This is a genomic window from Gluconacetobacter sacchari (assembly GCF_014174255.1).
Lineage (GTDB): Bacteria > Pseudomonadota > Alphaproteobacteria > Acetobacterales > Acetobacteraceae > Gluconacetobacter > Gluconacetobacter sacchari.
Genome location: NZ_JABEQJ010000088.1, coordinates 1 through 1,291, shown reverse-complemented (window position 1 = coordinate 1,291; position 1,291 = coordinate 1). Strand labels below are relative to the sequence as shown.

The 1,291-nt window shown below is 54.7% G+C and carries 1 protein-coding gene; it reads right to left on the bottom strand.

Translation table 11 applies throughout. The features are described from left to right. Positions 1–134: 134 nt before the first annotated feature. Complete coding sequence (locus tag HLH48_RS22750) at positions 135–1,217, bottom strand: IS5 family transposase (RefSeq protein WP_182999718.1); 1,083 nt, start codon at positions 1,215–1,217, stop codon at positions 135–137. Positions 1,218–1,291 lie beyond the last annotated feature (74 nt).

Sequence of the window (1,291 nt, the reverse complement as noted above, 5' to 3'; positions counted from 1 at the left end):
CTGGAGGGATCGAAGAACCCTTGATTGATACGCTTGGCTGGTGATTTCAGGTTTTTGGCGATTTGATTGACTACTTTTGGGTTCGTTTTCGATCTGCGTTTTGAGCAGATCGAGTGCTGCCCCCCGCTGGATTGCTATGCATTCGCGCTGATCCGCTCCAGGAAGAGGAAGCGGCGCATATTATAGACGATATTGGCCAGGCCGATCCTCATGGTGGCCCGGCTGATACCGACAGTTCGGACGAACAGACCCATTTGCGATTTCTGGTCAGCAAAGACATGCTCGACGCGGGATCGGATCACGGACTTTCCTGCATTGGACCGCTGGATATGGAGTGGCATGGGTTTGAGATGCGGCTTCTTCCTGTGAACCTTTGAGACAAAGCCCTGCTTTTCCATGAAGTCTTCATTGGCTTTTGAGCGATACGCTGTATCAGACCAGACGCTTGAGGCCGTATTGGCTTTATCCAGCAGCCCCTCTCTCAATCGCGCGCCATCACTGGCGGCGGCATCTGTTGTCTTCCATTTCCGGATGAACCGATACTTCCGGTCGATGGAGACGTGGGATTTGTAGCCAAAGAATGGGATAGCGAGATCACTCGACGGCATGGTTCCATCGTCCTGCCGCTTCGCTTTGGTGAACTTCAGCGTCCATCGCGCATGACGATCCTTGTGCGACAGCTTTGACGGCTTGTCCTGCCAGTCTTCGGGAATACGGCCTGCCCGGAGATCGGCTTTCTCGGCGTTCGTGTTGCGCTGCTTTGGAGCAGCCACCAGCGTTGCATCCAGGATCTGGCCCGACATCGGCAGATAGCCTGCGTTCCGCAGGGTTGTATCAAAGCGATTGAACAGACCCTCGATCGCTCCCGCCTGCGTCAGGCGCTCACGGAACAGCCAGACCGTTTTGGCATCAGGAACACGATCTGAAAGCCCCAGGCCGAGGATGCGCATGAACGACAGGCGATCGTTGATCAGATACTCTGTACGTTCATCGGACAAATTGTTCAGCGTCTGGATCACCAGGATCTTGAACATCAGCACCGGATCAAACGGCGGTCGCCCGCCTTTGCTTCCGTCGGAATACGCCAGTGCCTTCTCCAGTTCCGGGCGGAACACTTCAAAATTCACAGTCCGGGAAAACGCTTCGAGCTGATCACCGAGCCCACTCAGCCGAGCAAGCCGCTCTTCAACGTCAAAAAATCCCGCCTGCTTCACGATCCATACTCCAATCAACGCAAGGAAAATGGAATCACAGAGCAGACCTCAAAACCAGAGGGTTTTTCGAACCCTCC